Genomic DNA, 21,585 nt, shown 5'->3' with positions numbered 1-21,585 from the left:
GGATCTCCACGTTATTGCGTGGGGTGATACACCACGGAAGAGGCCCCGTAAGGAAGAGCCCCTTATTTTTCGTGTGTGCGCATCCTTTGGGATCCCCAAAGCTACAAATGCTCAACCCGCAGGGCAGTCACCACTTCGGTGGCCGCGTTGCGATACTGCACCGAAAGAACCGAAAGAAAGTTCATCTATGCCAACTATTCAGCAGCTGGTCCGCAAGGGCCGTCACGATAAGAGCACGAAGGTTGCCACTGCTGCGCTGAAGGGCTCCCCGCAGCGCCGCGGTGTGTGCACCCGTGTGTACACCACTACCCCGAAGAAGCCGAACTCCGCACTGCGTAAGGTCGCCCGTGTTCGCCTGACCTCCGGTATCGAGGTTTCCGCCTACATTCCGGGTGAGGGCCACAACCTGCAGGAGCACTCCATGGTGCTCGTCCGCGGTGGTCGTGTGAGGGACCTCCCGGGTGTTCGTTACAAGATCGTGCGTGGTTCCCTCGACACCCAGGGTGTTAAGGACCGCAAGCAGGCACGTTCCCGCTACGGCGCTAAGAAGGAGAAGTAAACAATGCCACGTAAGGGTCCAGCACCTTCCCGACAGCTAGTCAAGGATCCAGTTTACGGCGACGTTCTCGTCTCCCAGCTGGTTAACAAGGTTCTCCTTGACGGTAAGAAGTCCACCGCAGAGCGCATCGTTTACGGCGCTCTGGAGCAGTGCCGCGAGAAGACCGGCACCGATCCGATCCTCACCCTGAAGAAGGCTCTCGACAACGTTAAGCCGGCTCTTGAGGTTCGTTCCCGCCGTGTTGGTGGCGCTACCTACCAGGTTCCGGTTGAGGTTCGCCCCGGCCGTTCCACCACCCTCGCACTGCGTTGGCTGGTGACCTTCACCCGCCAGCGTCGTGAGAACACCATGACCGAGCGTCTTGCCAACGAGATCCTGGACGCATCGAATGGTCTGGGTGCATCCGTGAAGCGTCGCGAAGACACTCACAAGATGGCAGAGGCCAACCGCGCCTTCGCCCACTACCGCTGGTAACAGTGGTTTTATAGCCTCACAACCCTCAACTTCATATAGGGGTAGTGGGGCTATCGTGCTATTAAGCGCGTGAGGGCGCTAACTAGTAGACACGAGAAAACACTAGAAAACAGCAGACCCTCAACGAGACGTGACAGCGTAAAGCTGGCACAATAGAACGAGTACGTAATCGCCTGCGGCTTTCGGGGCTTTTAGAAGCACTACTGAACAACAATGTGAACAACATGGAAGTTCCAGCAAAGTCGCTCAACAACGAAATGAGCGGGGTAACCCAGTGGCACTTGAAGCGTTGACCGACCTGAAGAAGGTCCGCAACATCGGCATCATGGCGCACATCGATGCTGGTAAGACCACCACCACGGAGCGCATCCTTTTCTACACCGGTATTAACCGTAAGATCGGTGAGACCCACGATGGCGCCTCCACGATGGACTGGATGGAGCAGGAGAAGGAGCGCGGTATTACCATTACCTCCGCTGCTACCACCTGTTTCTGGGAAGGTAACCAGATCAACATCATCGACACCCCCGGCCACGTGGACTTCACCGTTGAGGTGGAGCGCTCCCTGCGTGTCCTGGACGGTGCGGTGGCTGTGTTCGACGCCAAGGAAGGCGTGGAGCCGCAGTCCGAGCAGGTTTGGCGCCAGGCAACCAAGTACGACGTTCCGCGTATTTGCTTCGTCAACAAGATGGACAAGCTGGGCGCAGACTTCTACTACACGGTGCAGACCATCGTCGACCGCCTGGGTGCAAAGCCACTGGTAATGGCCCTGCCGATCGGTGCTGAGGACGACTTCGATGGCATCGTTGACCTACTGAACATGCGCGCTGTTACCTGGCGCGGCAAGGTAGAGATCGGTGCGGAGCCGACCTACGAGGACATTCCGGAGGATCTCAAGGACAAGGCCGAGGAGTACCGCGAGAAGCTCGTCGAGACCGTTGCTGAGTCCGACGAGGAGCTCATGGAGCGCTACTTCGCCGGTGAGGAACTCACCGTTGATGAGCTGAAGGCACAGATCCGTAAGCTGACCGTTAACTCCGAGGTTTACCCGGTTTACTGTGGTTCTGCTTACAAGAACAAGGGCATCCAGCCGATGCTGGACGCTGTTATCGACTTCCTGCCGAACCCGATGGACGTCGGCTCCATCAAGGGCCACGACGCTAAGGATCCCGAGGTTGAGGTTCTGCGCAAGCCCTCCAAGGACGAGCCGTTCTCCGCTCTGGCATTCAAGGTTGCCGTACACCCGTTCTTCGGCAAGCTGACCTACGTCCGCGTTTACTCCGGTTCCGTTGAATCCGGTGCGCAGGTCACCAACTCCACGAAGGACAAGAAGGAGCGCATCGGCAAGCTGTTCCAGATGCACTCCAACAAGGAGCAGCCGGTGGATCGTGCATCCGCTGGTCACATCTACGCCTTCATCGGCCTGAAGGACACCACCACCGGTGACACCCTGTGTGACGCTCAGGATCCGGTCATCCTGGAGTCCATGGACTTCCCGGATCCGGTTATCGAGGTCGCCATCGAGCCGAAGACCAAGTCTGACCAGGAGAAGCTGGGTACCGCTATCCAGAAGCTGGCGGAAGAGGACCCGACCTTCACCGTGAAGCTGGATGAAGAGACCGGCCAGACCGTCATCGGCGGTATGGGCGAGCTGCACCTGGACGTTCTGGTTGACCGTATGCGCCGCGAGTTCAAGGTTGAGGCGAACATCGGTAACCCGCAGGTTGCTTACCGCGAGACCATCCGCAAGCCGGTCGAGAAGCTGGAATACACCCACAAGAAGCAGACCGGTGGTTCCGGTCAGTTCGCGCGCGTCATCATTGCCGTCGAGCCCTACGCGCCGGAGGAGGGCTCCGAGGAGACCTACGAGTTCGTCAACGAGGTCACCGGTGGTCGCGTGCCGAAGGAGTACATCCCGTCTGTCGACGCTGGTATCCAGGACGCTATGCAGTACGGCTACCTGGCCGGCTTCCCGCTGGTAAACATCAAGGCCACCCTGCTGGATGGTGCTTACCACGAGGTCGACTCCTCTGAGATGGCCTTCAAGCTGGCCGGTTCTCAGGCTCTGAAGGAAGCAGTTGCCAAGGCAAAGCCGGTTCTGCTGGAGCCGCTGATGGCTGTTGAGGTCATCACCCCTGAGGAGTACATGGGCGACGTCATCGGCGACATCAACTCCCGCCGTGGCCAGGTTTCCTCCATGGACGACCGTGCTGGCGCCAAGGTTGTCAAGGCTAAGGTGCCGCTGTCTGAGATGTTCGGCTACATCGGTGACCTGCGTTCCCGCACCGCCGGTCGTGCAAACTTCTCGATGATCTTCGACTCCTACGGTGAGGTTCCGACCAACGTTGCTTCCGACATCATCGCGGAGCGCACCGGAGGCCAGGCCTAATACTGGGGTCGTTTCCGCCCCTCTCTAGCTAAGGCTTCCTTCATCCTTGTGACGCCCAAGGCTCCGTCGTAACGGGGCTGACAAGAGGGTTCACGGGGTGAGGGGCCTTGCGGGGTAGGGGTCAGCACGGCGCAGGCCTGCGTCAAAAAGTAACCAAATAGATAACTAGCTAAGACGGCTAGAAATAGTTGTCTCTAAGGGCTTACCCTAATTTATGTGGGGTTTTGGCTTTGCTTACAGAGGCTAATTTTTCTAGATGGGGTACAGTGACGTAGGATGCGGTGTGCTGGCCGTTACCCAGTTCGCGTGTAGCGCGACTGGCCTCGAAACACAAAGTCGAGGCGAAGATGTTCGTTACACGGATAATCTGAAATTCGGCAAGAAGTAAGAAAACTAGCCAGTGAGCAATCCGCAAACTGCGGGGAAGCAGCTGGTTGGGAATAAAAGTTAATGTGGCTGCGAGAGTCGTAGCCACCGAGCAGTCCAGGAGGACACAAAGTGGCGAAGGCTAAGTTCGAGCGTTCCAAGCCGCACGTAAACATCGGCACCATTGGTCACGTCGACCACGGCAAGACCACCACCACTGCCGCGATCACCAAGGTTCTGGCTGACGCATTCCCCGAGGCCAACAAGTCCTTCGCTTTCGACGCCATCGATAAGGCGCCGGAGGAGAAGGAGCGTGGCATCACGATCAACATCTCCCACGTTGAGTACGAGACCGAGAAGCGCCACTACGCTCACGTTGACGCTCCGGGTCACGCCGACTACATCAAGAACATGATCACCGGTGCTGCTCAGATGGACGGCGCTATCCTGGTTGTTGCTGCAACCGATGGCCCGATGCCGCAGACCCGCGAGCACGTTCTGCTGGCTCGCCAGGTTGGCGTTCCTTACATCCTGGTTGCACTGAACAAGTGCGACATGGTTGACGATGAGGAGCTGCTGGAGCTCGTCGAGATGGAGGTTCGCGAGCTGCTGGCCGAGCAGGAGTTCGACGAGGAAGCTCCGGTTGTTCACATCTCCGCACTGAAGGCCCTGGAGGGCGACGAGAAGTGGGGCAAGCAGATCCTCGAGCTCATGCAGGCTTGTGACGACTCCATCCCGGATCCGGAGCGCGAGACCGACAAGCCGTTCCTGATGCCGGTTGAGGACATCTTCACCATTACCGGTCGCGGTACCGTTGTTACCGGCCGTGTTGAGCGTGGCATCCTGAACCTGAACGATGAGGTCGAGATCCTGGGTATCCGCGAGAAGTCCCAGAAGACCACCGTTACCTCCATCGAGATGTTCAACAAGCTGCTGGACACCGCAGAGGCTGGCGACAACGCTGCACTGCTGCTGCGTGGTCTGAAGCGCGAGGACGTTGAGCGTGGCCAGATCGTTGCTAAGCCGGGCGCGTACACCCCGCACACCGAGTTCGAGGGCTCCGTTTACGTTCTGTCCAAGGACGAGGGCGGCCGCCACACCCCGTTCTTCGACAACTACCGTCCGCAGTTCTACTTCCGCACCACCGACGTTACCGGTGTTGTGAAGCTGCCGGAGGGCACCGAGATGGTTATGCCGGGCGACAACGTTGACATGTCCGTCACCCTGATCCAGCCGGTCGCAATGGACGAGGGCCTGCGCTTCGCTATCCGTGAGGGTGGCCGCACCGTTGGCGCTGGCCGCGTTACCAAGATCACCAAGTAGTAGTCACTACTTCACGCTGATCTCCGCTTAGCGCTACGGTGCTAAACGGAAAATGCCCCGGGCTTTAAAGAGCCCGGGGCGTTTTTGTATTCAGGATTGTATCCGTGCAACCTATTCCCAGGGGAATTGATTCAACGTCGTCCAACTGAGTACGTTGTTCTTCCCAGACGTCGGGACGGCGATACTAAGGGCGTCGGCAAGATAGCGATCCTCACTCATCTCCAACGGCGAGCCTTTCGCATCGCGTGACAAACGGCGGTGTACCAAAACTGGATCACCAGCAGCCAGCGGCAACCACTGGGCATCAACGGCTCCAGCTTTAGAGGCCGAGAAGACATTGTCTGCGGCGAAGAAGTGGATATTGTGACGCGTCGCTAGTTCGTTAGTGACAGAGGGACACGTTGGATCCATAGCTGCGACCTTCGCGCCCACCCAAGCGGGGTAGCGTGTGCGTTCTAGCATGACAGGTGCACCGTCAATGGTGCGGACGCGTAGAACCGTGAGTACCTGCTGGCCGTCGGGGATTCGCAGTAGCAGTGAGTCTTGCTCAGTCTGTTCGACCCATTCTTGCTTGATGACGTGCCCGCCAGGGGTTCGTCCGCGTCCATAGGCCCATTGTGCGAAACTTCGGAACTTGGAAATTTCCGGAAAACGAGCGGGCATCCGCATGACGACCTTTCGGGCACCGCGTTTGGAACTAAGGGTTCCTTCGTCTACCAGCACGTTAAGAGCCTGTCGCATAGTTCCGGGGGCTACGTGAAAGCGCTCCGAAAGCTCCTTCTCACTCGGTAGTGGTTCCCCGACCGCGAACCGCTCGCTACGGATGTCCTCACGCAGCTCGTGGGCGATCTGCTGGTAAAGGGTGGTCACTCGTTGTCTCCCTCCTGATAGCCGCGCCGAAACTCCTGGGGCAGTTTGTGGAAGAGGGTACGGCGGACATTGCCGGCGAACCTTCCGGCGCTGCGTGCAAGATTCTCGGCCACGCCAACGGCTTGCTCAGCGGCGTCCAAAGCCTGGTCTGCCGTCTCCTCAGAAATGAAGCTAGGTCGGTGTTCTTGCACTTGTCGGCGTAGTCGCGCGCGCCGATCCCAGGCCGCGTCTAATACTCGCAGTGCCTCGATGAGTTCTGCGTCGCTTCCTCCCGCGTCGGGGTGGTGCTTCCGAACTAGTGCGCGCCGTTGGCGCAGATACTCAGGGTTGCTTCGGTAGTCGCTCATTGGTGTTCCTTCTTCGGGTGACGCCACCTCGGTGCCATTCGGCCTAAAAATCCACTATGTGGCGATTGTAGTGTTCAACAGTCGTAGGGGAGTGGAAGGCGCCACCGAATAGGGTTAAGGGTCAAAAAGTGTGTCCGGAATCGCGGATTTTCACGGATTGACCTGTAGGTTTCCGGAAAGTATATGCTCCGGAAGCATATATCTAGCCCCCGACGGGAAATCCTCGGTGTGGCAGCCGTGATGTGCTATGCGCGGCGTGGTGTGGTGTCGCAATGTCGAAGAACCAACCACGCTGCCACTGCGGCGGTGAAATGAAACGCAACGGCACCACCAGCAAAGGCACCACCAGATGGCGCTGCAAACAATGCGGCGCCTCCAGCGTCAAACGTCGAAACGACATCACCAACGCGGCAGTGTTCACCCAGTTCATCGAGCATTGCACCACCGCAATATCACTCGACGACCTAGCCAAACGAAACGGTGTTAGCCGCGCCACCATGAAGCGGCGCTTCAAGTGGTGCTGGCTCGTTGATGTGCCTGACCCCACCGCCGGCCACCACAAGCGGATCTACGACCAGGTATTTCTCGATGGCACCTACACCGCCGGTGGCTGCCTGATCGTCGCGGCGACCATCGACCACGTGATCGCCTGGCACTGGTGCAAACACGAAACCACCCGCGACTACCAACTGCTGCTTGAACGCATCGAAGCCCCACTCATCGCCGTCATCGACGGCGGCCAAGGCGCATACAGCGCAATCAAAAAGTGCTGGCCGACTACGAAAATTCAACGCTGCCTCGTCCACGCCCAACGCGTGGTCCGCCGCTACACCACCACCAACCCACGCACCGATGCCGGGCGCACCATCTACCGACTTGCGCTGAAACTGACCCGGATCACCACACTGGATGAAGCCGCCGCGTGGGGTGTGCAACTGCACGAGTTTTCAACGATCTACCGGGAATGGATGAACGAGAAAACCATGATCAAAGACCCCAAAACAGGTGCATGGACCCGCGTGTGGACCCACCACAACGTGCGCAAGGCCTACAACAGCCTCAACCATCTTTGGCGGTCCGAGATGCTGTTTGTCTACCTCAACCCGCCAGCAGGAGTCCTTGCGCCCGAGCGGATCAAATCCACCACCAACAGCTTAGAAGGCGGCATCAACGCCCAGCTCAAACTGCTCGCCAGAACCCACCGCGGCAGATCAGGCGAACGACAACGCCGCATGCTGGATTGGTGGCTCTACTTAAAAACGGAACTGCCTGACGATCCAGTACGAATCGCCAGGCAGTCCGACTGGGGCCAGGGCCAACTCGCCAAAGTATCCACCCTGACCCAAACCGAGAACCAAGCCGACCACGAAACAGGACGCCCAGCCCTCTACGACAACGCTATCGACACCGACTACACCCACTCAATCGGCATTCAAAAAGGCCAAATCTAACCCCCGCGACACGCCGAGCCAGACACACATTTTGACCCTTAACCCACCGAATACATGAAACCCACCCCCTGCACGGCGTGGCCGTGAGGAAGGTGGGTTCAGGAGTTTGTGCGCTGAGGCGCTTTGCGACTTAGCCGCCTTAGGCCTTAAGCGAACAGCTTGCGGCGAACAGCGAAGGCGCCGGCTGCAATCATTGCAACGACGGCCAGGGCAGCCAGGCCACGTGCAGCGGTGTTGGAGCCGGTCTGTGCCAGCATGCCACGCTCAGTGGTTGCCTCGGTAGCGTTGCCGGTGTTGTCGCCAGCCAGCTTGCCGCCCTGGGCAATGACCTCGTCCTTGTTGTTCTGCAGCATCTTGTCGGAAGCTGCCTTCTCCTCGGCAGACGGAGCTTCCTTGCTGTTCTCGTCCTTGACGTAGGTCTTGCCGTCGTTAGCGAGGTGCCAGACGATACCACCGATGATCAGGGTAGCCGGCAGCGCCAGCCAAGCCAGCTTCTTCTTGTCGAAGCCCGGCTTCTGCTCGGAATCGGTGGCGCACTCTGCGCGCATCTCGTCGGTGATAGGAGCGTTGACCTGGTTACGATCCTTCACGTACACAGTTGGATCCTGCAGGTGCTGGTAGCAGGTGTTGCCGTCCTTGTCGACCTTGGTGGCGGGGGCCGGGATGCCCTCCGGATCGTTGGAGTCCGGAGCGGTCTGGTCACCCTCGCCCTCAGCGTCCGGAGCGGCCTGGTCACCCTCGCCCTCGGGCTGCGTGCCCTGCTGCTTCTCCCACTCGGCCTGAGCCTGATCAGCGGTCAGGGTCGCTGGTGGTTGTCCTTCGAAGGTGGGCTTGGCTTTGTAGGAACCGTCGGCCTGCTTCTGATACAGGACGCCGTCGACGGTGATCTCAGCGGGGGCAGGAACCTGTGCCTGTGCGACGGTGGCGCCACCGATGGTCAGCGCGCTGGCGATTGCAACTGCGGTCAGGGACTGTGAGAAACGCTTCATGGTATCTCCTTCGAGAATTTTGGGTCGTGTGATCGTGTTACAGTTCACGTCAAAGTAACACGGGTAACACTAGCAACATACGCCACTACTGTCATTAAGTTATATTAAGAATCTTATGGAATACGTTCATATGGGGGTGAAGCGTTTCGACTAGGCGCAATCGGCTATCGCTGTACTCTGGACGCTCTGGAGGCTGAGGGGGATTCCTAAGAATCTTTCGAGTCAGAATTGTTAGCCGTATTTGAAGTTCCTTGGAACTGCCAACCTACAACCGCATTTCGAATAGATGATTGCAAAGGGTTTGCCGGTTGGATACAGCTGATCGTCAGCAGGCGCCCCGGGCTGGCGCCCTCGCCCCAAATGCTGGAATCCTCTGAGAGTCCTTCCTTCATGGGGTCGTGTAAATCAGTGGCCGTATAGACCAGCCAGTTATCACCCGAGTCCACCGTGCGGACATAAAGCTTGTCGCCGACCTGAACCCTATGGTGGTCGGCTGATCCGTCATAGAGGTTGTTAAACACTGCGGGTACGCCGGCGCCCGTATGTCCGGCAATTACCACGATGTCCGGAGAGTTTGTGCCCGGCAGAGAATAAGGACGGTCGCCCGCTGTGTAGGTGCATGCCTTATCCATCGTTTCCGGATTGATGGCGCCATCCTTCACCCGGCAAGAACCATCTTGAAACTCGGCGTGCACATCAATCGCGGGAATAAACATCTCTACTGCCTGCGACGGGGAAATAGGAGGCGATTGCTCTGCAATGACTTCATTGGATTCCAAGCCTTCTGGAGGTTGGACCGGATCCTCCCTCTGCCAAAGCGCCACCGTGATTAGGACAGCAAAAATCGCTACCCCAATGCGCGCTACTGTGAGGCGAATGCGATCGCTGCGCCTTCGAGTTTGTGGCACACTCTTCCCTTGTGAACGCTTCTGCCTATGGAGGTCACGCTTGCGATGCTTCGGTCGGCTCTTAACCCGCCCGATTGCTTCTGCTTTCCTACGCTGAGCTACTTGGGCACGTTCGCTGTGCGGTGTTGAAAACTCCGCATCAGGTTCTTCAGTCGGCCTTCTAAACTGCGCTGGCCGATTAGAGGATGCCGATTTCGGTGGAGGGATGCGCCCAATCACGCGCTTCGGGGAGTCGCTCATTGCAGTGTCTCCTTATCGATGACGCCACCTAGAAGTCATCCACTTTCCAACTTGACTATGGGGCGATTGTAGTGCTCAACCCTTCTGTGGAGTGTAAGGCGGTTGGTGAGTGGGGGCGTCATAAAGAAAAGGGGAAAGGGATTTGGTTTCGGCGCGCCCGGTGTGGTTGAATACTTGACGTTGCTTTAACACGGCACATGAGGCTAGTTGGATACGCAGAGTGTCCAGCATCGTGGCCAAGAAGGTGTCGATGGTGAAGTGAGCATGATCCATCGTCGGTGAAGAACCTCGCGACAGTGATCCGAAAGGATCGCAGTGGGGCTACTTTGCTGTGCGGTACTTAAAAAGTGGAAGGGCGACACGCCCGACCGCGGGTGCCGGAGGATGGGGCATGGTAAATGAACAGCGGCAGTAAGCGAAGGACAATCCTTCCGACAAGGCGCGGAACGCGTTTCCAAGCTTTGCTCCATATATAAGGTCTATACAAGGTCTCGGTTGAACCAGACTGATCGTGGAGCGAGTAAGGGGCGGGAACCGGGTGTTGTTACATCACTTGATAATCCAAGTGCTGATGGCGTGTGTTCATTAAAACCAAAATGACCCGCATTCCGTCGATGGCACAAACAAGTAAATGTAAGACACAAGCGACACTGGCGACTGGACCAGGCCCCAAGGCCGGACAGCGTTAAGACTAAGACAGATAAGAAGCGTGCTTTTCTGCTGTGAATACAGCAAGAGCGCTTTGAAGGAAGAGGACAAGCGTGGCGGGACAGAAGATCCGCATTAGGCTCAAGGCCTACGATCACGAGGCTATCGACGCTTCTGCCAAGAAGATCGTCGAGACGGTAACCCGTACCGGCGCTCGTGTTGTCGGCCCAGTGCCACTGCCAACTGAAAAGAACGTGTACTGCGTCATCCGTTCTCCGCACAAGGACAAGGACTCGCGCGAGCACTTCGAGATGCGTACGCACAAGCGTCTGATCGACATTCTCGACCCAACCCCGAAGACCGTTGACGCTCTCATGCGCATCGATCTTCCGGCCAGCGTCGACGTCAACATTCAGTAAGCGGCAAACGAGTCTGAACTACTGAAACGGCAGCGGAAGAGAAACTATGAGTGATATTGAGATCAAGGGCATCCTGGGCAAGAAGCTCGGCATGACCCAGATCTTCGACGAAGAAAACCGTGTTGTACCGGTTACCGTCGTCGAGGCTGGGCCTTGTGTCGTAACCCAGGTGCGTACCAAGGAAACCGACGGCTACGAAGCCGTACAGATCGCCTTCGGCGAGATCGACCCGCGCAAGGTAAACAAGCCGGCCGCTGGTCACTTCAAGAAGGCTGGCGTGACTCCGCGCCGCCACGTCGCTGAGATCCGCGTTGCAGACGCATCCAGCTACGAGGTAGGCCAGGACGTCACCGTCGACATCTTCAACGATGTCAAGTTCGTCGACGTGACGGGCACCACCAAGGGCAAGGGCTACGCTGGCGGCATGAAGCGCCACGGCTTCGCTGGCCAGGGTGCTGCTCACGGTAACCAGGCTGCACACCGCCGCGTGGGCTCCATCGGACAGGCTGCCACCCCAGGCCGCGTGTTCAAGGGCAAGCGCATGGCAGGCCGCATGGGTAACGACCGCGTTACCCAGCAGAACCTGAAGGTTGCCAAGGTCGACGCAGAGTCCAACCTGCTCCTGATCAAGGGTGCAGTTCCGGGTGTCAACGGCGGCCTCGTCGTTGTCAAGACCGCAGTGAAGGGCGGTGCACACGCATGAGCAATCTAAAGCTTGATGTCCACACCGCTGACGGTAAGACCAACGGCACGGTCGAGCTGCCCGCATCCATCTTTGATGCAGAGGCAAGCGTCGCACTGATGCACCAGGTCGTTACCGCTCAGCTCGCAGCAAAGCGTCAGGGTACCCACGCTACGAAGACTCGTGGCCAGGTTTCCGGCGGTGGCCGTAAGCCGTTCCGCCAGAAGGGCACCGGTCGCGCACGTCAGGGCTCCATCCGCGCTCCCCACTTCACCGGTGGTGGCACGGTCCACGGCCCGCAGCCGCGCGATTACTCCCAGCGCACCCCGAAGAAGATGAAGGCTGCCGCTCTGCGTGGCGCCCTCACCGATCGCGTGCGCCACAACCGCATCCACGTGGTTGAGGAGCTGGTTCCAGGCCAGACCCCGTCCACCAAGGCTGCTCGCACTTTCATCGAGCGTCTGACGGATCGTAAGTCCGTGCTGGTCGTTCTGACCCGCGAAGACGTCACCGCATGGAAGTCCGTAAACAACCTGCCGCAGGTGCACACCCTGGTTAACGACCAGCTGAACACCTACGACGTTTTGAACGCAGACGATGTTGTGTTCTCCGTGGAGGCACTGAACGCCTTCATCAACGCCGCAGATAAGACCAAGGAGGAGGCAAAGTGAGCACTGTAGCTGATCCTCGCGATATCATCATCGCTCCGGTCGTGTCTGAGAAGTCCTACGGCCTGATGGAGCAGAACGTTTACACGTTCCTGGTTAACCCCAGCTCTAACAAGACCCAAATCAAGATTGCCGTCGAGCAGATTTTTGGTGTGAAGGTCGCCAGCGTTAACACCGTTAACCGTGAGGGCAAGCGTAAGCGCACCCGCACCGGCTACGGCCAGCGCAAGGCAACCAAGCGCGCCATGGTGACCCTGGTCGCCGGCAGCGATCCGATCGACATCTTCGGTGGAGCGACCGCCTAAGGGCGGCCGGATACCGAAAGGTAAAGAGGAAGCAAGAGTATGGCTATTCGTAAGTACAAGCCGACTACGCCGGGTCGCCGCCAGAGTTCTGTCTCCGAGTTCGCGGAAATTACCCGTTCAACTCCCGAGAAGTCTCTGCTGCGCCCGCTGTCGAAGACCGGTGGCCGTAACGTTCACGGCCACATCACTACCCGTCACAAGGGTGGTGGCCACAAGCGCCGCTACCGCGTTATCGACTTCCGTCGTAACGACAAGGACGGCGTGATTGCCAAGGTCGCTCACATCGAGTACGACCCGAACCGCACCGCTAACATTGCGCTGCTGCACTACCGCGATGGCGAGAAGCGTTACATCATCGCTCCGCGTGGTCTGAAGCAGGGCGCTCTGCTGGAGTCCGGCCCGAACGCTGACATCAAGGTTGGCAATAACCTGCCGCTGCGTAACATCCCGACCGGTACCACCATCCACGCTGTGGAGCTGAAGCCGGGCGGCGGCGCCAAGATGGCTCGTTCCGCTGGTGCCTCCATCCAGCTGCTGGGTAAGGAAGGCAAGTACGCAATTCTGCGTATGCCGTCCACCGAGATCCGTCGCGTTGACATCCGTTGCCGCGCAACCATCGGTGAGGTCGGCAACCAGGAGCAGATCAACATCCGCTGGGGCAAGGCTGGCCGTATGCGCTGGAAGGGCGTTCGCCCGACCGTCCGCGGTGTTGTGATGAACCCGGTTGACCACCCGCACGGTGGTGGTGAGGGTAAGACCTCCGGTGGTCGTCACCCTGTGTCTCCTTGGGGTCAGCCTGAGGGACGCACCCGCAAGCCGAACCGTCCAAGCGACCGGATGATCGTTCGCCGTCGTCGCTCCAACAAGAACAAGAAGCGCTAAGAGGAGGTAGTAGAGAATGCCACGCAGCCTGAAGAAGGGCCCATTCGTCGACGAACACCTCCTTGCGAAGGTGGACGCTCAGAACGAAAAGGGCAACAAGAACGTCATCAAGACGTGGTCCCGTCGCTCGACCATTCTCCCCGATTTCATCGGCCACACTTTCGCCGTCCACGACGGTCGCAAGCACGTGCCGGTGTTCATCGATGATTCCATGGTCGGTCACAAGCTAGGTGAGTTCGCTCCTACGAAGACCTTCAAGGGTCACGTCAAGGACGACAAGAAGGGTCGTCGATAATCATGTCTGACACCGTAACCACCGCACGCGCAACCGCGCGTTTCGTCCGCGTCACTCCGATGAAGGCACGCCGCGTGATCGACACGATCCGTGGCAAGTCCGTCGAGGACGCACTGGCGATCCTGAAGTACGCTCCGCAGGCCGCTTCCGAGCCGGTCGCGAAGGTCGTTGCTTCGGCCGCCGCCAACGCCGAGAACAACTTCGGCTTGGACCCGCAGACGCTGGTCGTCTCTGAGGCTTACGCCGACGAGGGCCCGACCATGCGCCGTTTCCGCCCCCGCGCCCAGGGTCGTGCATTCCACGTCCGCAAGCGCACCAGCCACATCACTGTGGTCGTCGAGAGCCAGAAGGGAAGTGCTCAGTAGTGGGCCAGAAAATCCACCCCCACGGCCTCCGGCTGGGTATCACTTCCGAGTGGCGCTCCCGCTGGTACGCCGACAAGCAGTACGCTGACTACCTCGCCGAGGACATCAAGATCCGCGACTTCCTGTCCGAGGGTCTTGACCGCGCCGGCATCGCCAACGTTGTCATCGAGCGCACCCACGACCGGGTTCGCGTTGACATCCACACTGCCCGCCCGGGCATTGTGATTGGCCGCCGCGGCTCCGAGGCTGACCGCATCCGCGGCCAGCTGGAGAAGCTCACCGGCAAGCAGGTTCAGCTGAACATCCTCGAAGTCAAGAACATCGATGCCAATGCACAGCTGGTGGCACAGTCCATCGCTGAGCAGCTGACCAACCGCGTTGCCTTCCGTCGCGCTATGCGCAAGGCAATCCAGGGCGCTATGCGCCAGCCGCAGGTCAAGGGCATCAAGGTTGTTTGCTCCGGTCGCCTGGGCGGCGCGGAGATGGGCCGCACCGAGCGCTACCACGAGGGTCGCGTTCCGCTGCACACCCTCCGCGCTGAGATCGACTACGGCACCTACGAGGCCCACACCACCTTCGGACGCATCGGCGTCAAGGTGTGGATCTACAAGGGTGACGTCGTCGGCGGCCGTCGCGAGAGCCTGATGAATGCACGCGACGAGCGCCCGTCTCGCGGTCGTCGTGAGCGTCCACGTCGCGGTGGCGCACGTCGCCAGCGCGCTGAGCAGAAGCAGGAGGGCTAAGACACATGCTTATCCCGAAGCGCGTTAAGTACCGTCGCCAGCACCGCCCGACCCGTCGTGGCGTGTCCAAGGGCGGCAACCGCGTAACGTTCGGCGACTACGGCCTGCAGGCCCTGGAGCCGACCTACATCACCAACCGTCAGATCGAGTCCGCTCGTATCGCCATTAACCGCCACATGAAGCGTGGTGGCAAGGTGTGGATCAACATCTTCCCGGACCGTCCGCTGACCCAGAAGCCGCTCGGCGTGCGTATGGGTTCCGGTAAAGGCCCCGTGGAGAAGTGGGTTGCCAACATCAAGCCGGGTCGTATCCTCTTCGAGGCCTCTTACCCGAACGAAGAGGTCGCCCTGGAGGCACTGCGCCGTGCTGGTAACAAGCTGCCCTGCAAGGTTCGCATCGTGAAGAAGGAGGATCAGTTCTAATGGCTACCGGAACTCCGGCACATGAGCTCCGCGAGCTCAACAACGAAGAGCTGACCACCCGCCTGCGTGAGGCGAAGGAAGAGCTGTTCAACCTTCGCTTCCAGGCTGCGACCGGCCAGCTGACCAACAACCGTCGTCTGGGTGTTGTCAAGCGCGACATCGCCCGCATCTACACCGTCCTGCGCGAGCGCGAGCTCGGGCTGTCTACCAACCCAGGTGGTGACGCAGCATGAGTGAGGCAACCGTGAATGACAACGCAGCTGTGGAGAACGAGAAGGGCGCCCGCAAGGTCCGCTCCGGATACGTTGTTTCCACCAAGATGAACAAGACCATTGTGGTCGAGCTTGAGGACCGCAAGCAGCACGCACTGTACGGCAAGATCATGCGCCGTAACTCCCGCGTGAAGGTCCACGATGAGAACGAGACCGCCGGCGTAGGCGACCGCGTTCGCATCGAGGAGACCCGCCCGCTGTCCAAGGACAAGCACTTCCGCCTGACCGAGATCATCGAGAAGGCTCGCTAGTCCCAGCAGCTCTGAAAGTTCAGACTGCTATGGCAGCTATGGCTGCTTAGTCAGCCATAGCGCTTGACTCCCTTCCACGCTTTGTTGTGGTAGGGGGTCTTTTCTGTTTCTTATTGACGCCCACGTTTCCTACTTTGCTGTGGCCTCCACGGAGTGCTTGGTGTTGAACAAACAGAGCGGGGTGTGCCAGAGGAGTGCGGTCCCACGAGTGTCGCTAGAACGGGAATGCGTTAAAGACACTGATTTGCATCTCCTCAAAACTGCAGGTCAGGGAATTGCCGCGAATTCCGGAGGCGCGCCGGTGCTGATGGATTCCCGATCTAGCGACATTTCGACCTGCGGGGAGGCGGGTTTGGGGCAGTAGATGACCGGTAGGGGAGCAGTAAGAGACCGGTGGGGAACAGTAAGGGCCCCGCGCGGCCAGGTCCTTGTGCTGCGGGAGGTCAAATGTCGGAAAAGTTGCAGTTTGTTATTGGAAGAGATTTTCACCTTTGCAAAACTGCAGGTTAGAGCGTTTTTAGAGTTTGGCTGGCTTGGGGTCAATTTTCGTTTTGCAACTTTTCCGACATTTAGCCCTCCGAAGTGCAACATTTCCGACACTTGGCGCCACGAATTGCAATAACTCGGGCATCTCGGTGATGGAGGCCGAGCAGAAAGGGCGGTAACTTAGGGTAGGCTCTTGTCTGGTTAGCCTAACCTGTGTACTATAGGCGAGATTGCTGTGTCGGACGTAGCCGGAGAAGGTAATTAGTCCCTTGGGGCTACGGGTACTTTACAGCGCCTCAAAGAGTTCCCTAAACGCTAGGCTTCTACATGCTTCGAAACAATTCGCTGACCCGCCGCGCGGCACTGAAGACCGCCGCTGTCTTGGCAGCATCCACTCTTGTTCTGTCTGGTTGCTCCCGAGGCGATGATGCAGCGGCGTCAAAAAATGAGGGCACCGGGGACGAGCGCATCGCCGCAGTTGGCCTAGGAGACAGCGATACCTTGCTCGCTCTGGGCATCCAACCAGTTCTTGTAGCGCCCTGGGGTGCTGAGGGAGATGTTGATGCGTCTGGCGTCGGTCCCTGGGCTACCGACAAGCTTGGCGACAATAAGCCTGAGGTGGTTTACGGTACTGCCAACGGATTCACTGCTGAGATCTTGGAGAAGATCTCTGCCGCTGATCCGGACAAGATCATTGCGGTGAACTCCGCCGTAGACGCGCAGGCTAAGAAGGCGCTCAATGACATTGCCCCTACCACTGTCAAGCCAGACGGTGCCACGGACTGGCAGATCCCATGGCGGGATCAGGTCAACCAGATCGCCGGCGCTGTAGACAAGCAAGAAGAAGGCGACAAGCTTGTCAAGGAAACGCAGAAGGCCTTCGATGATTTCCAAAAGCAGCATCCTGAACTCAAGGGCAAGCGTGCGGCTATCGTCATGCCTTATCAGGGAAAGATCGGCCTGTACACCTCCGGTGACGGCCGCGGGCAGTTCATCGAGAGCCTGGGCTTCGAGATCCCGAAGGAGCTCGAAGGCGACGGGGGCGAGTTCTATCGCGACATCGCACCTGAGAACTACAGCGACCTCAACAACGTCGATTATCTTTTCGTCCTTGATTACCAGGGTGCCGCGGATACCTTGAAGAAGGATCCAACATTCAGCAAGCTGGATGTTGTTCGCGAAGGCAAGGTCCGCTGGATGGACGAGAACGTGGGCAATGCAATGAGTATGCCGAACCCATTGACCATCCCCTGGGCAGTCGACAAGTTCTCTGACGCAATCTAGTTGAAAGTGTCTGCGTCAAGAACTCGACATTCTTTGGTGTTTTCCCGGCGTTTGCTTGCTTTGGTCGCGCTCGTTGGTTTGGCATTGCTGCTGGTTGCCTCCCTGTACTTGGGTTCCAAAGACCTTTCTGTTAGCGAAGTGACCAGCATTCTTACGCATGGTCCGCAGCCGTCGGCGCAGTCCGGCATTAATGCTGAACAGGCCGGCATTATCTGGGATCTGCGCGTTCCGCGCACGCTCTTGGCTGTGATCACAGGCGCAGCCCTGGCTATGGCGGGTGCCATTGCTCAGAGTTGGACCCGCAACCCTCTGGCGGACCCCGGAATCATCGGCGTGAACGCTGGAGCGAGTTTCGCAGTCGCCGCGGCACTGACCTTGGGCTGGGCAACGACGGTCGGGGAGCGGACACTTGTGGGGCTCGTCGGAGCGGCCGTCGCCGCTCTAGTCGTGCTACTGATTTCCCGCGTATCGCGTAACCCGCTAACTCTGGTACTCGTTGGCGTGGGAGTTACCTTTGCCCTGCAAGCGGCGACGAACATGCTGAGCCTCTACTCTTCCGACACCCTGGAAGGGCTCCGCCGGTGGACTGTCGGCTCCACGGCTGGGCGGGGTATGGAAGACGTGGCTCTAGCTGCTGTAGGTCTAGCACTAGGTGCTCTATGTGGTGCATTTGCAGCACGCCCGCTGGATCTACTTGCGATGGGCGAAGATTCCGCCCGTTCCCTTGGCAGCTCGCCCACGAGAACCCGCTTGTTGGCTGCCGCAGCGGTGATCATCCTCGCCGGTTCCGCGACAGCTACCGTGGGGCTTGTGACCTTCGTGGGCTTCGCCGTGCCGCACTTACTGCGCCCGTTCACTGGCCCGGCGCTTACCCGCCTCTTGCTACCAACTGGCATCGTCGGCGGCGCGGCTGTACTGCTAGCCGATATTGTGGGCCGCTTCGTCTTGCAGCCTAACGAGCTGGAAATGTCCATTGTCCTGGCTATTGTCGGTGCCCCAGTGATGATTCTGGCGGTACGGCGTAAGAAGAGCTCACCGACCTCGAATGACTCGGAGCTGGCGATATGAGCGATATGAGCGATATGACGTCTATCCGTAGTATCAAGCGTTCACGAAGCAGACGCATCTTGGCAGCCACATCGGGGTTCGCCCTCATAGCGGCTCTGTGTTATTGCCTGATTCTGGGGCAAGGCGCGGTGAAGCTCAGCCCGATGGAAGTCATCGAAGTGCTCACTGGTGGGGGCACACAGCAAGCAATCAACGTGGTGTGGGATCTCCGCCTGCCTGTAGCAATCGCTACCGTTCTGGTCGGCGCGGCGCTGGGGCTGGCCGGCGCGTGGACCCAGACCATGGCTCGCAATCCGCTAGCTAGCCCGGACATTCTCGGTGTCTCCGGTGGCGCAGCGGTTCTGGTTGTGGCGGGCACCGTAGTCACCCGCCCCGCATGGAGCGAGGAGTTGCCGACGTTCTGGTGGCGTGCTGCACTCGCTTTGGTTGGCGCACTAGTAATCGTTGGTTTGCTCGTTCTACTCGGTGGTTTCGGGACGTCCCAGCGCGTAGTGGTCATCGGCCTGGCACTGTCGTTCCTCACACAGTCCTTAGTGCAGTATCTGTTGCTCAGGGCTGACTTGACTCGTGCCACGGATGCTCAAACCTGGCTCGCTGGGTCTACCGGCTTTGTGCGCACGGAAGCTTTGTTGCCTATGGCGTTGGGCCTATTGCCCTTCGTAGTTTTAGGCCTTTGCGTTACGCGCGACGTTCCTCTTCTTTCTCATGATGACGCCACCGCGTCCACACTTGGAGTAAATGTCACAAGGGTGCGAGCTATTTTGCTCATCGCCGCAACGGGCATCGTCGCGGTGGTGGTTTCGTTTGTCGGCCCGATTGGATTCGTCGCACTGTTGGCTCCTCAGCTGGCCAAGCTGGTGGCGGCCACTCCCACGCCCCATCCGCTGTGCTCTATTTTCGCAGGCGCCGCTCTATTAGCTGCGTGCGCCGTCGTGGCGGGCGCACTGCCATTTACATCCCCTGTGGGTTTGGTTACCGCCATCATCGGTGGCCCCGCGCTGGTGCTGCTTGTGTGGTTGGCGGCCCGTCGCGGAACTCTGAAAGGAATGGTTCAATGAACGTTCGTGTTGATCGCGTCACCGTGGGCTACAACGACGGCCCAAGCATCGTTAAAGACGTGTCTTTCGATGCAGAGCCCGGGAAGGTCACCACGCTCTTAGGCCCCAATGGTTGTGGCAAGTCGACGTTGCTGAAGATGCTTTCTCGGCTGCTTGCTCCCACCGAAGGACAGGTACTTGCCCAGGAGAAAGACGTGCATAGTTTGCGGGCGCGTGAAGCCGCCCAACTAATTGCGCTTTTGCCACAGCACCCGCTGTGTCCGGCGGGGTTGACCGTTGGAGAACTCGTGGAGCGCGGACGGCACCCTTATCGTCGTTCGCTCTGGGGTGGGGGAGCGTCGGCGTCAGAAGATAAAGAAAAGGTTCGCGAGGCGCTGAAGAAGACGAAAGTTGACCATCTTGTTGCTCGCGACGTGGCGGAGCTATCCGGCGGCCAGCGGCAGCGCGTCTGGATGGCGATGGTGTTGGCGCAGGATACGCCGATTGTGCTGTTGGATGAACCGACTACCTACCTAGATCCGGCGCATGCGATAGAGATTCTAAGTATCGTGCGGGAGCTCGCCCAAGAGGGCAAAACGGTGATTACCGTGCTTCATGATCTTGGCCTGGCGGGAGCTTTTAGCGACGAGATGATCGTCATGAAGGACGGGCAAAAGATCGCCGAGGGTTCTCCAAAGGAGGCTTTGACGGTAGATGTACTGCGCGAGGCATATGGTCTGAATGCCGAGGTGTGGGAAGATCCCCGCGGTACGGCTCCGGTGATCGTGCCGCGGGGGATCGTTGCTAACCCGCCACAGGGTTCTTGAGCGGAGGGCCTAAGGCCTAGCCCTCCCAAGGAACCAATAGGGGCACCACTGCACAGATTCGCTATTGAGGCCCCATGTGTGGATTGCGTGGTGCCGCACTTCCTTGCAGAGTTGCCCTTCGCCCGCGACCCAGACGTACCTCGACTGGGTCGCAGGGTGTTCGACGCGGTCCAGTTGCTGCAGGTGGGACATAACGGCCGCGCTGAAATCCGTTGTAGCGCTAAACAATACTTCGAGGCTGCCCAGTTTGCTCTCCCAGTCGGCGACGAGGGATGGTTCGAGGTCGTCGTGGTTCTCGGCGACAATCACGAGGTGCATGTCGCACAACTGTTCCGGGGCGAAAGCTTGCGCGTATTCCAAGATGGCTCGAATGGAAGGTGCGGCAGATGGGTCTGCGATTAGCGTTTGCGAATTGTGCGCGCGGTGCCAGAGGCCCTGGCATGTCCAGATGCCTACCTGGTCGTCAACACGAGCACTAAGAGCCCAGGCGAGCCCTGGTCCGACGTGCTCACCATTGGGACTATCGACGCCATGCGTCGCCACGTCGAAAGCCATCTGGCCGCGTTCGGGGTCGAATGTGCGAACGGTGTACCAACGCAGGTTTGGGCGTTGGGTCTCCGGCATGGCTGCAACGCTTGCGCGGATATTGGCGCCACCACCGTGGAGGGGTAAATGGAGATCCTCGCCGGGCTTAGAGGGCATAAAGAGGCCAAAGAATTCGTCAGGGCCGGAAAGCTGAAAGCCGACTAGTTCAGGGGAGTGGATGACAATCCGTTTCAGGTTCTCTGCCGGGGTGCTGACGTCACAAACAGTGGCGCGAATGATTCGGTGGTGCGGCTCGGAAGGGGCGGCCAGGAGTTGGTGGTCAGAGAAGGCTGCGCGGTACGCGGGAGTGTTCGCTGGGGTACTCAAAGTCGACAGGTTCATGGTCATGATAGAGGTTAGCTTACCCTTGCCTAAAGCAAAGTGAAAGGGTGAGGGGATAGGAAAAGCCCCGCGGCGATCCGGGGATCGC

The 21,585-nt window shown here is 59.0% G+C and carries 25 protein-coding genes; 20 read left to right on the top strand and 5 right to left on the bottom strand.

The genetic code is table 11. The features are described 5' to 3' along the window. Nucleotides 1-187: 187 nt before the first annotated feature. From rpsL to tuf, 4 genes are all read left to right on the top strand, one after another. Nucleotides 188-559: a 30S ribosomal protein S12 gene (gene rpsL / locus CJEIK_RS09955; RefSeq protein WP_005292008.1), complete on the top strand. Its 372-nt coding sequence runs from the start codon at nt 188-190 to the stop codon at nt 557-559. 3 nt (nt 560-562) lie between these two features. After that, nucleotides 563-1,033: a 30S ribosomal protein S7 gene (gene rpsG / locus CJEIK_RS09950; RefSeq protein WP_005291999.1), complete on the top strand. Its 471-nt coding sequence runs from the start codon at nt 563-565 to the stop codon at nt 1,031-1,033. 274 nt (nt 1,034-1,307) lie between these two features. After that, on the top strand, nt 1,308-3,422 hold the full coding sequence (gene fusA / locus CJEIK_RS09945; protein ID WP_005291997.1) for an elongation factor G: 2,115 nt from the start codon (nt 1,308-1,310) through the stop codon (nt 3,420-3,422). A 498-nt stretch (nt 3,423-3,920) separates the two neighbouring features. Beyond that, complete coding sequence (gene tuf / locus CJEIK_RS09940; RefSeq protein WP_005291995.1) at nt 3,921-5,111, top strand: elongation factor Tu; 1,191 nt, start codon at nt 3,921-3,923, stop codon at nt 5,109-5,111. A gap of 111 nt (nt 5,112-5,222) precedes the next feature. Here the strand turns inward: tuf and CJEIK_RS09935 are convergent, their stop codons facing one another. Together CJEIK_RS09935 and CJEIK_RS09930 are read right to left on the bottom strand one after the other, a co-directional pair. Continuing rightward, nucleotides 5,223-5,981, bottom strand: coding sequence for a GntR family transcriptional regulator (locus tag CJEIK_RS09935; RefSeq protein ID WP_005291993.1), 759 nt, complete (start codon nt 5,979-5,981; stop codon nt 5,223-5,225). Beyond that, on the bottom strand, nt 5,978-6,328 hold the full coding sequence (locus CJEIK_RS09930) for a hypothetical protein (RefSeq protein ID WP_005291991.1): 351 nt from the start codon (nt 6,326-6,328) through the stop codon (nt 5,978-5,980). The genes CJEIK_RS09935 and CJEIK_RS09930 overlap by 4 nt, the downstream gene beginning before the upstream one ends. A 272-nt stretch (nt 6,329-6,600) precedes the next feature. Here CJEIK_RS09930 and CJEIK_RS09925 point away from each other — a divergent pair, with 272 nt between their 5' ends. Then, nucleotides 6,601-7,779 (top strand): IS256-like element IS1249 family transposase, encoded by a 1,179-nt coding sequence (locus tag CJEIK_RS09925; protein ID WP_005323424.1) that lies wholly within the window; start codon nt 6,601-6,603, stop codon nt 7,777-7,779. 146 nt (nt 7,780-7,925) lie between these two features. Here the strand turns inward: CJEIK_RS09925 and CJEIK_RS09920 are convergent, their stop codons facing one another. Both CJEIK_RS09920 and CJEIK_RS09915 read right to left on the bottom strand, forming a co-directional pair. Next, nucleotides 7,926-8,768, bottom strand: a complete 843-nt coding sequence (locus CJEIK_RS09920; RefSeq protein ID WP_005291989.1) for a hypothetical protein — start codon at nt 8,766-8,768, stop codon at nt 7,926-7,928. A gap of 206 nt (nt 8,769-8,974) precedes the next feature. Further along, the gene (locus CJEIK_RS09915) at nt 8,975-9,916 is read right to left on the bottom strand and encodes a sortase family protein (protein WP_231913364.1); all 942 of its coding nucleotides are present in this window, start codon (nt 9,914-9,916) and stop codon (nt 8,975-8,977) included. A gap of 761 nt (nt 9,917-10,677) precedes the next feature. Here CJEIK_RS09915 and rpsJ point away from each other — a divergent pair. From rpsJ to CJEIK_RS09840, 15 genes are all read left to right on the top strand, one after another. Beyond that, nucleotides 10,678-10,983, top strand: a complete 306-nt coding sequence (gene rpsJ / locus CJEIK_RS09910) for a 30S ribosomal protein S10 (protein WP_005291986.1) — start codon at nt 10,678-10,680, stop codon at nt 10,981-10,983. 46 nt (nt 10,984-11,029) lie between these two features. Further along, a complete protein-coding gene (gene rplC / locus CJEIK_RS09905) occupies nt 11,030-11,686 on the top strand; it encodes a 50S ribosomal protein L3 (RefSeq protein WP_005291985.1) in 657 nt (218 codons plus the stop codon). Next, nucleotides 11,683-12,336 carry a 50S ribosomal protein L4 gene (rplD, locus tag CJEIK_RS09900; protein WP_005291982.1) on the top strand — a complete coding sequence of 218 codons (654 nt, stop codon included), beginning with the start codon at nt 11,683-11,685 and terminating at the stop codon, nt 12,334-12,336. The genes rplC and rplD overlap by 4 nt, the downstream gene beginning before the upstream one ends. Then, on the top strand, nt 12,333-12,638 hold the full coding sequence (rplW, locus tag CJEIK_RS09895) for a 50S ribosomal protein L23 (protein WP_005291980.1): 306 nt from the start codon (nt 12,333-12,335) through the stop codon (nt 12,636-12,638). The genes rplD and rplW overlap by 4 nt, the downstream gene beginning before the upstream one ends. A gap of 39 nt (nt 12,639-12,677) precedes the next feature. Further along, the gene (rplB, locus tag CJEIK_RS09890) at nt 12,678-13,520 is read left to right on the top strand and encodes a 50S ribosomal protein L2 (protein ID WP_005291966.1); all 843 of its coding nucleotides are present in this window, start codon (nt 12,678-12,680) and stop codon (nt 13,518-13,520) included. Between the two features lie 16 nt (nt 13,521-13,536). Then, nucleotides 13,537-13,815, top strand: coding sequence for a 30S ribosomal protein S19 (gene rpsS, locus CJEIK_RS09885; protein WP_005291963.1), 279 nt, complete (start codon nt 13,537-13,539; stop codon nt 13,813-13,815). Between the two features lie 2 nt (nt 13,816-13,817). Beyond that, a complete protein-coding gene (rplV, locus tag CJEIK_RS09880) occupies nt 13,818-14,180 on the top strand; it encodes a 50S ribosomal protein L22 (protein ID WP_005291960.1) in 363 nt (120 codons plus the stop codon). Then, entirely contained in the window at nt 14,180-14,923 is a 744-nt protein-coding gene (gene rpsC, locus CJEIK_RS09875; RefSeq protein WP_005291959.1) for a 30S ribosomal protein S3, read from the top strand. The genes rplV and rpsC overlap by 1 nt, the downstream gene beginning before the upstream one ends. A 5-nt stretch (nt 14,924-14,928) precedes the next feature. After that, a complete protein-coding gene (gene rplP / locus CJEIK_RS09870; RefSeq protein ID WP_005291957.1) occupies nt 14,929-15,345 on the top strand; it encodes a 50S ribosomal protein L16 in 417 nt (138 codons plus the stop codon). Then, nucleotides 15,345-15,578 (top strand): 50S ribosomal protein L29, encoded by a 234-nt coding sequence (rpmC, locus tag CJEIK_RS09865; RefSeq protein ID WP_005291954.1) that lies wholly within the window; start codon nt 15,345-15,347, stop codon nt 15,576-15,578. The genes rplP and rpmC overlap by 1 nt, the downstream gene beginning before the upstream one ends. After that, nucleotides 15,575-15,868 carry a 30S ribosomal protein S17 gene (gene rpsQ, locus CJEIK_RS09860; RefSeq protein WP_005291953.1) on the top strand — a complete coding sequence of 98 codons (294 nt, stop codon included), beginning with the start codon at nt 15,575-15,577 and terminating at the stop codon, nt 15,866-15,868. The genes rpmC and rpsQ overlap by 4 nt, the downstream gene beginning before the upstream one ends. A gap of 813 nt (nt 15,869-16,681) precedes the next feature. Beyond that, nucleotides 16,682-17,638 (top strand): iron-siderophore ABC transporter substrate-binding protein, encoded by a 957-nt coding sequence (locus CJEIK_RS09855; RefSeq protein ID WP_005291952.1) that lies wholly within the window; start codon nt 16,682-16,684, stop codon nt 17,636-17,638. A gap of 51 nt (nt 17,639-17,689) precedes the next feature. Then, a complete protein-coding gene (locus CJEIK_RS09850) occupies nt 17,690-18,706 on the top strand; it encodes a FecCD family ABC transporter permease (RefSeq protein ID WP_005291951.1) in 1,017 nt (338 codons plus the stop codon). After that, nucleotides 18,703-19,764 (top strand): FecCD family ABC transporter permease, encoded by a 1,062-nt coding sequence (locus CJEIK_RS09845; protein WP_005291950.1) that lies wholly within the window; start codon nt 18,703-18,705, stop codon nt 19,762-19,764. Before CJEIK_RS09850 ends, CJEIK_RS09845 begins: the two co-directional genes overlap by 4 nt. After that, on the top strand, nt 19,761-20,570 hold the full coding sequence (locus tag CJEIK_RS09840; protein ID WP_005291949.1) for an ABC transporter ATP-binding protein: 810 nt from the start codon (nt 19,761-19,763) through the stop codon (nt 20,568-20,570). The genes CJEIK_RS09845 and CJEIK_RS09840 overlap by 4 nt, the downstream gene beginning before the upstream one ends. 9 nt (nt 20,571-20,579) lie before the next feature. Here CJEIK_RS09840 and CJEIK_RS09835 read toward each other — a convergent pair whose 3' ends face one another. Beyond that, on the bottom strand, nt 20,580-21,503 hold the full coding sequence (locus tag CJEIK_RS09835) for a siderophore-interacting protein (RefSeq protein ID WP_005291948.1): 924 nt from the start codon (nt 21,501-21,503) through the stop codon (nt 20,580-20,582). Nucleotides 21,504-21,585: the final 82 nt, after the last annotated feature.

Origin of the sequence: Corynebacterium jeikeium (assembly GCF_028609885.1) — a bacterium.
Classification (GTDB): Bacteria; Actinomycetota; Actinomycetes; order Mycobacteriales; family Mycobacteriaceae; genus Corynebacterium; species Corynebacterium jeikeium.
This window is presented reverse-complemented; position numbering and strand designations above follow the sequence as displayed.

What these genes read in the sequence shown, in the direction of transcription:
- rpsL (WP_005292008.1), top strand. Translation starts at nt 188, where the DNA reads ATGCCAACTATTCAGCAGCTGGTCCGCAAGGGCCGTCACGATAAGAGC.
- rpsG (WP_005291999.1), top strand. Translation starts at nt 563, where the DNA reads ATGCCACGTAAGGGTCCAGCACCTTCCCGACAGCTAGTCAAGGATCCA.
- CJEIK_RS09930 (WP_005291991.1), bottom strand. Translation starts at nt 6,328, where the DNA reads ATGAGCGACTACCGAAGCAACCCTGAGTATCTGCGCCAACGGCGCGCA.
- CJEIK_RS09925 (WP_005323424.1), top strand. Translation starts at nt 6,601, where the DNA reads ATGTCGAAGAACCAACCACGCTGCCACTGCGGCGGTGAAATGAAACGC.
- CJEIK_RS09920 (WP_005291989.1), bottom strand. Translation starts at nt 8,768, where the DNA reads ATGAAGCGTTTCTCACAGTCCCTGACCGCAGTTGCAATCGCCAGCGCG.
- CJEIK_RS09915 (WP_231913364.1), bottom strand. Translation starts at nt 9,916, where the DNA reads ATGAGCGACTCCCCGAAGCGCGTGATTGGGCGCATCCCTCCACCGAAA.
- rplC (WP_005291985.1), top strand. Translation starts at nt 11,030, where the DNA reads ATGAGTGATATTGAGATCAAGGGCATCCTGGGCAAGAAGCTCGGCATG.
- rplD (WP_005291982.1), top strand. Translation starts at nt 11,683, where the DNA reads ATGAGCAATCTAAAGCTTGATGTCCACACCGCTGACGGTAAGACCAAC.
- rplB (WP_005291966.1), top strand. Translation starts at nt 12,678, where the DNA reads ATGGCTATTCGTAAGTACAAGCCGACTACGCCGGGTCGCCGCCAGAGT.
- rpsS (WP_005291963.1), top strand. Translation starts at nt 13,537, where the DNA reads ATGCCACGCAGCCTGAAGAAGGGCCCATTCGTCGACGAACACCTCCTT.
- rplV (WP_005291960.1), top strand. Translation starts at nt 13,818, where the DNA reads ATGTCTGACACCGTAACCACCGCACGCGCAACCGCGCGTTTCGTCCGC.
- rplP (WP_005291957.1), top strand. Translation starts at nt 14,929, where the DNA reads ATGCTTATCCCGAAGCGCGTTAAGTACCGTCGCCAGCACCGCCCGACC.
- rpmC (WP_005291954.1), top strand. Translation starts at nt 15,345, where the DNA reads ATGGCTACCGGAACTCCGGCACATGAGCTCCGCGAGCTCAACAACGAA.
- rpsQ (WP_005291953.1), top strand. Translation starts at nt 15,575, where the DNA reads ATGAGTGAGGCAACCGTGAATGACAACGCAGCTGTGGAGAACGAGAAG.
- CJEIK_RS09855 (WP_005291952.1), top strand. Translation starts at nt 16,682, where the DNA reads ATGCTTCGAAACAATTCGCTGACCCGCCGCGCGGCACTGAAGACCGCC.
- CJEIK_RS09845 (WP_005291950.1), top strand. Translation starts at nt 18,703, where the DNA reads ATGAGCGATATGAGCGATATGACGTCTATCCGTAGTATCAAGCGTTCA.
- CJEIK_RS09840 (WP_005291949.1), top strand. Translation starts at nt 19,761, where the DNA reads ATGAACGTTCGTGTTGATCGCGTCACCGTGGGCTACAACGACGGCCCA.
- CJEIK_RS09835 (WP_005291948.1), bottom strand. Translation starts at nt 21,503, where the DNA reads ATGACCATGAACCTGTCGACTTTGAGTACCCCAGCGAACACTCCCGCG.